This is a genomic window from Rhizobium sp. NPDC090279, assembly GCF_044769665.1.
GTDB lineage: Bacteria > Pseudomonadota > Alphaproteobacteria > Rhizobiales > Rhizobiaceae > Rhizobium.
Window position 1 is genome coordinate 200,848 of record NZ_JBIVYI010000011.1, and the last position, 6,457, is coordinate 207,304.

Here is a 6,457-nt window from a genome sequence, read left to right on the forward strand (position 1 = left end):
AAAACGCAAACAAAAAGGCCGCCGGATCGATATCCGGCGGCCTTTTTCAATTCGAATGCCCAGTGTTACTGGATGACGATGACCTTGGTGCTGCGGCCCGGCAGAACGCGGCTATAGAGATCGATCACGTCCTGATTGATCAGGCGGATGCAGCCCGAGGAAGCGGCGGTGCCGATCGAAGCCCATTCCGGCGTGCCGTGCAGGCGGAACAGCGTGTCCTGGCCCTTGTCATTGTAGAGATACATGGCGCGCGCACCGAGCGGGTTCGACAGGCCCGGGTTCATACCACCATCGACATACTTGGCGATTTCCGGACGGCGGACCGCCATTTCCTTCGGCGGATGCCAGTTCGGCCATTCCTGCTTCCAGGCGACATAGGCGGTGCCGGACCAGGAGAAGCCCTGCTTGCCGACGCCGATACCATAGCGCATGGCTTCGCCGTTGCCGAGAATGTAGTAGAGATGGCGCTCGCGCGTGTTGACGATGATCGTGCCTTCAGCCTCGTCGGACTTGTAGGAAACGATCTGGCGGCGGAACTGCGGCTTCACCCTCTGGATCGGGATCGCCGGCAATTCGAAGCCGTTGTCGCTCGTCATGCCATAGTCACCATCGAAGGTCTTGATGGTATCGGCCGCGGGAGCGGCGGTGGCGGCGGGATTGGCAATGGCGGAGGGCTTGGCTGCGGCAGTGGTGGCATAACCAGCCGATGCGAGCATTGCGACAAGGCCGAGTGCGGTCATAGCATTACGGGTGCGCATGGAAGTCTCTTGAAATTTCGTGGCAGGGGACGGATGACTATTGATCATCTTTGTCTACGGTTTATTTTCCATTAAACTAAACTTTGCAAGCTGCTGCGGGGCTACAAAATAGCGCCGGCGCGCAAATTAGAGGGACATGGTTTTTTTGCAACAATGCTTGCCCGTCCCCGAGGCAATTCATGACGATTTTGAACGTTTACAATAACAATCCGTTAATAGATGGCCGGCAGTCGGAACGCGCCATGCTTGTACGCAAGGGCGTGCAACTATTACTGCACGACATGCGCCACGCAGTGCTACCCGAGCTGCCGCTTGCCAGCGGCCGCCGCGCCGATCTCATCAGTCTTTCGGAAAAGGGCGAGATCTGGATCATCGAGATCAAGACGTCGATCGAGGATTTCCGCGTCGACCGCAAATGGCCTGAATACCGGCAGCATTGCGACCGGATGTTTTTTGCCACCCACAAGGACGTGCCGCTGGATATCTTCCCGGAGGATTGCGGATTGTTCCTGTCCGACGGTTACGGCGCCCACATGCTTCGCGAGGCGCCGGAGCATCGCCTGCCGCCCGCGACGCGCAAGTCGGTGACACTCAATTTCTCGCGTGCCGCCGCCCAGCGCCTGCTATTGGCCGAATGGGCGACGGGCAAGTCTTTCGCTTCCGAATAGGTTAGCTCTCTCCAGCGCAATTCCGGTCGGGAAACCGCTGCGCGCTTTTCCTGGAAGTGCTCTATTTCGGCGCGCGCTTGGCAAGAATGCGCTGCAGCGTCCGGCGATGCATGTTGAGCCGCCGCGCCGTTTCGGAAACGTTGCGCTCGCACATTTCATAGACGCGCTGGATATGTTCCCAGCGCACGCGATCCGCCGACATCGGGTTCTCGGGCACTTCCGCCTTCTCGCCGGGGCGCTGCGTCAGCGCGGCATAGACGTCGTCGGCATCGGCGGGCTTGGCGAGATAGTCGACCGCGCCGAGCTTGACGGCGGTTACCGCCGTCGCGATGTTGCCGTAGCCTGTCAGCACCACGATGCGCGTATCGTCGCGCCGCTGGCGGATTGCCTCAATCACATCCAGTCCGTTGCCATCGCCGAGGCGAAGGTCAACCACGGCGTGCTTTGGCGGGTTGGCTTTGGATTTCGCAACGCCTTCCGCCACCGATTCCGCCGTCTCGACGACGAAGCCGCGCGTTTCCATCGCACGCGCCAGCCGGCGCAGGAAAGGGCCGTCGTCATCGACGATCAGCAAAGTGGCGTCCGGGCCTATATGGGCTACCGCATCCTTTGCCCCGGCCTCCGGGGCAGTGCTCTCTTTATCCGTCATTCTATCTTCTATCCCGGCGGTCATCCGCCTGCATATTCTACCGATTTTTGACGATCGCAGTTTTAAGCCGCGAAAATCATTTTGTCGAATTACTGTCGATTAACACGCGCGGCCATTCGACGCGGATGCGTGCGCCCGGCGTCTCCGGATCGCGATTGCCGAAGGAAAGTGCGGCACCCGAGCGTTCGAGCAGCGTCTTGGCAATGAAGAGACCAAGGCCGAGGCCGCCTGCCGTGTCGTCGCGCTGGCGCGAGGTGACATAGGGCTCGCCGATCCGCGCCAATATTTCCGGTGAGTAGCCGCTGCCATCATCTTCGATGAGGATCGTCAGCGTCTCGACGGTGTATTCGACAGTGACGGTCACCGTCTTGCGAGCATAATCGACAGCATTTTCGATGAGATTGCCGAGGCCGTACATGATGCCGGCATTGCGGCTGAGGACAGGTTCACCCGAGCGCGGGCTCTTTTCGATGAATTCCAGGTTGATCCCGAATTCGCGATGCGGCGCGATGATCTCTTCCATCATCGAGGATAGCGTCAGCCGCCGCATATGCGCCTCGTCCTCGGAGGAGAGTGTCGTCAGCCGCCGCAGGATGTCGCGGCAGCGCTCGCTCTGGCTGCGCAGCAGCGCCACGTCCTCGCGGAAGCGGTCATCCTCCTTGAGCTCGCGCTCCATCTCCTTGGCGACGACGCTGATCGTCGCAAGCGGCGTACCGAGTTCGTGTGCTGCGGCCGCCGCCAGCCCGTCGAGCTGCGACAGATGCTTTTCCCGCTGCAGCACCAGCTCGGTTGCCGAGAGCGCATCGGCAAGCTGTGACGCCTCCATCGAGACGCGATAGGCATAGAAGGCGGCAAAGGCCATGGTGGACGCGATGGAGCACCAGACGCCGAGCTGCATCACGCTATGCACGTTGACGGCGACGCCTCCGTACCAGGGCAGGGGAAATGGCGAGAAGGCAAGGCCGGTGATGCAGATCATCGCGAGCAGGATCAGTGGCATGCTGTAGCGGATCGGCTGCGAGGCGAAGGAGATGATGACGGGCACGCAGACCAGCGCCGAGAAGGGATTGGCAAGCCCGCCGGTGATCAGCAGCAGCCCGCAGAGCTGTAGCAGGTCGAGGCTGAGCAGGGCGAAGGCTGCCGGCGGCTCCAGCCGGTGCGTTGGCGGATAGCGCAGCGTCAGGAAGAAGTTGATCCAGGCAAGGCAGGCGATCAGCACGCAGCAAGGCAGGAGCGGCATCGGAAATTTCAGCCAGAAGGCGACGATCATCACGGTCACCGTCTGGCCGCCGACGGCAAGCCAGCGCAGGCGCACCAGCGTCTGCAGCCTCAGCCGCCGGCTGGTGTGATGGCCCTCCTGCGCCTTCATCTCTGCTTCGGAGAGTTTTTCCAGTCCTCGGAAGAAGCGTGCCATCGTCAGGTCCCTCGTGGCTTGGCGCGTGTGGTCGGCAATGCTTCGGCCGGGTCTTCCGGCCAGGGATGTCTTGGATAGCGCCCGCGCATGTCAGCGCGCACATCCTTCCAGGAGCCGGCCCAGAAACCGGGCAGGTCGCGCGTCGTCTGGATGGGGCGGTGCGCCGGCGACGTCAGTTCAAGCACCAGCGGCAGCCTGCCGCCGCCGATCGCCGGGTGCAGCTTCAACCCGAAAAGCTCCTGAACGCGAATGGTCAACAATGGCTCCTCGCCATCATATTGAATGGGATGGCGCTGGCCGGTCGGCGCCTCGAAATGCGTCGGCGCCATCCTGGAGAGATCGCGCTGCAGCTCATGCGGCACCAGCGACATCAGCCCATTGGAAAGCCCGCCGGCCGATATGTCCGAGAGGCCGTGCGCCTCGGCCTGAAACGGTGAGAACCATTCGTCGAGCCGTGCAGCCAAGGCTTCGTCGCTCATATCGGGCCAGGGCTCGCCGATCGTCCTGTATAAGAAGCCGATCCTGTCTCGCAGCTGCGCCGCCTCCTTGGAAAAGGGCAGAACGTCGATCCCCAGTTCGCGAATGCCGTCGGCAAGCGCCTTGGCGGCCTGTTCGCCGGAAGGGCGCGGCAGGGGCGTTTCCTCGAAGATGATGGCGCCGAGCCGTGTTGCCCGTCGCGCCCGCACCTGTCGGCTCGCTCTGTCGAAAAAGCTCTGATCTTCCGTGCGGATCTCGCCCGGCAGATGCTCTTCGACATCGGTGCGGGAAATCTCCGCCGCCGCGAGAATGCGGGCCTGCGCCGCGCGACCGGTCAGGTCGGCAATGACGAGCATCTGCGAGCCGGCAAGCCGCTCGGTCTCGGGCAGTTCCGCGCCGCGCCCATTCGCCATGACGAAACGTCCCCGCCCGCCGCGCTGCAGGGCGATCCGGTCGGGAAAGGCATGCAGCAATAGCGTGCCGGCGAGCTGGGGCGGGACGGAGACGGGGCTACTGCTGCTGCCGGCGGCTTGGGCGAGGCGTCCGGCCAGGCGGCGCGCCGCCTCCGCCCGCTCACCCTTCTCCGTCTTGAAGCGCCGCAGTCTTTCTTCGAGGTCGATGCCCTGTCCGCCAAGCCCCTGTTCCGTCAACAGCACGGAAAGCAATGCCGCTTCGCGCGCCTGACCGGATCTAGCGGCCGAGATCACCATGGCCGCCAGCCGTGGCGGCAGTGCCAGTTCGCGCATCAGCCGGCCGTGCGCCGTCAAGCCGTTTTCCTGGTCGAGCGCTCCCAGTTGCCGCAGCAAGGCCCGCGCCTCGGCAAGCGTAACCGCCGGCGGCTGGTCGACGAAGGCAAGCGTTGCCGGGTCCTGCACGCCCCAATGGGCGAGGTCGAGCGCGAGACCGGAAAGGTCGCTGGAAAGGATCTGGGGCGGCGTGAAGGCCGGCAATGCCGCCGTCTGACCGGGATGCCACAGGCGGATGGCAATGCCTGGCTCGGTTCGTCCGGCACGCCCGGCGCGCTGATCGGCCGAGGCGCGCGATACGCGCACCGTCTCGAGCCGGGTGATGCCTGTCGAGGCTTCGAAAACCGGCAGGCGCTGCAGGCCGCTGTCGATGACGATGCGCACGCCGTCAATGGTGATGGAGGTTTCGGCGATCGAGGTCGCGAGCACGATCTTGCGCGTGCCCGTCGGCGCGGGCCGGATCGCCGCGTCCTGCTCCTTCTGGCTCAGATTGCCATAAAGCGCCGCGATCGTCGTTTCCGGTCCGAACCGGCCCTCGAGCCGTTCCGCCGTCCGGGTAATTTCTGCCTGTCCCGGCAGGAAGGCGAGGATCGAGCCCTGTTCGCTCATATGCGCAGCGAGGATCGCCCGCGTCACCGTGTCCTCGATCCGCTCTCCCGCGGGTCGGTCCTGATGGCGGATATCGATCGGAAAGCTGCGGCCCATGCTTTCGATGACGGGCGGATGCTCAAGCAAGGTCGCGACACGCGCGACGTCCAGCGTCGCCGACATGACGAGAATGCGCAGATCCTCCCGCAGCGCCGATTGCACGTCGAGCGCCAGCGCCAGGCCGAAGTCCGCATCCAGCGAGCGCTCGTGGAATTCGTCGAAGATGACGGTCGAGATGCCTGACAGTTCGGGGTCGTCGAGGATCATCCGCGCGAACACGCCCTCCGTCACCACCTCGATGCGGGTCTTGGCGGAGATGCGGTTGTCGAGCCGCATACGGTAGCCGACTGTGTCGCCGACCTGTTCGTTCAGCAGCGAGGCCATGCGGGCGGCTGCCGCCCTTGCTGCCAGCCGCCGCGGCTCCAGAAGAATGATCCTGCCATCGCCGTGCCAAGCCTGGCTGAGGAGATGAAGCGGCACAAGCGTCGTCTTGCCGGCGCCGGGCGGCGCGGAAAGCACGGCCCGCCGCTGGCCGGCGAGCGCCATGCCGATATCGGCAAGAACATGCGAGACCGGCAGTTCGGGTAGTGGAGGCACTCTATATGTCACGCCCGCAGGCTCCGTATTATGTATAAGATGGCGCCGGGCCGGCCTGATGCCGCCGCCGGCGAAGAGGAAGGCTATGGCTTGGCCCAATATCGGCCGGGCCAGCGCCGCTGCGCCCGCTCTCCATTGAGAAGCAAGAGGCTCCGCTTGCCTCATGTGTTCGATGTTTATTAGGTGCTGGGCGTTTGGCTGGCAATGATCCCTAGGGCTGGTGCGCCTGTAAGGGTGTTTGAGCAGGGTTTGCAGGCCGGCATCTGGACGATTCTGGCAAAAGGCGTAAAATAAATCCGGAAACAGCATCCAATCTGGTAAAATCGCCCTACATTTCTGGCTCTGTTACAAATTATTGTTTTGTATCAGGTGTTTAGAAAAATGTCAGAATTTTTACAGTTGGAGTGTTGACTTGGTTCGGAGGTAGGGTCTATAAGCCCGATCACTGAACGAGGGCGGCGGCGCTGCTGGCGACGAAGTCTTTCGCTCTAGTGTTTCCT

Annotated in this window: 5 protein-coding genes; 1 reads left to right on the forward strand and 4 read right to left on the reverse strand. The window is 63.0% G+C overall.

Annotation, left to right across the window (positions count from 1 at the left end; all coding sequences use genetic code 11):
* Positions 1–65 precede the first annotated feature (65 nt).
* Complete coding sequence (locus ACIQWP_RS26180) at positions 66–758, reverse strand: L,D-transpeptidase (protein ID WP_402793798.1); 693 nt, start codon at positions 756–758, stop codon at positions 66–68.
* Between the two features lie 179 nt (positions 759–937).
* Here ACIQWP_RS26180 and ACIQWP_RS26185 point away from each other — a divergent pair, with 179 nt between their 5' ends.
* Positions 938–1,426 (forward strand): MmcB family DNA repair protein, encoded by a 489-nt coding sequence (locus tag ACIQWP_RS26185; protein ID WP_113233570.1) that lies wholly within the window; start codon positions 938–940, stop codon positions 1,424–1,426.
* Positions 1,427–1,487: 61 nt separating this feature from the next.
* On the opposite strand, the gene ACIQWP_RS26190 is transcribed toward ACIQWP_RS26185, so the two are convergent.
* The 3 genes from ACIQWP_RS26190 to hrpB all read right to left on the reverse strand — a co-directional run bounded on the left by ACIQWP_RS26190 (position 1,488) and on the right by hrpB (position 5,957).
* A complete protein-coding gene (locus ACIQWP_RS26190; protein WP_402793802.1) occupies positions 1,488–2,075 on the reverse strand; it encodes an ActR/PrrA/RegA family redox response regulator transcription factor in 588 nt (195 codons plus the stop codon).
* A gap of 76 nt (positions 2,076–2,151) precedes the next feature.
* Positions 2,152–3,444: an ActS/PrrB/RegB family redox-sensitive histidine kinase gene (locus tag ACIQWP_RS26195; protein WP_402793820.1), complete on the reverse strand. Its 1,293-nt coding sequence runs from the start codon at positions 3,442–3,444 to the stop codon at positions 2,152–2,154.
* A 47-nt stretch (positions 3,445–3,491) separates the two neighbouring features.
* Entirely contained in the window at positions 3,492–5,957 is a 2,466-nt protein-coding gene (gene hrpB / locus ACIQWP_RS26200) for an ATP-dependent helicase HrpB (RefSeq protein WP_402793821.1), read from the reverse strand.
* Positions 5,958–6,457 lie beyond the last annotated feature (500 nt).

Coding starts and splice junctions, on each gene's coding strand:
- ACIQWP_RS26180 (WP_402793798.1), bottom strand. CDS start 758: ATGCGCACCCGTAATGCTATGACCGCACTCGGCCTTGTCGCAATGCTC.
- ACIQWP_RS26185 (WP_113233570.1), top strand. CDS start 938: ATGACGATTTTGAACGTTTACAATAACAATCCGTTAATAGATGGCCGG.
- ACIQWP_RS26190 (WP_402793802.1), bottom strand. CDS start 2,075: ATGACGGATAAAGAGAGCACTGCCCCGGAGGCCGGGGCAAAGGATGCG.
- ACIQWP_RS26195 (WP_402793820.1), bottom strand. CDS start 3,444: ATGAAGGCGCAGGAGGGCCATCACACCAGCCGGCGGCTGAGGCTGCAG.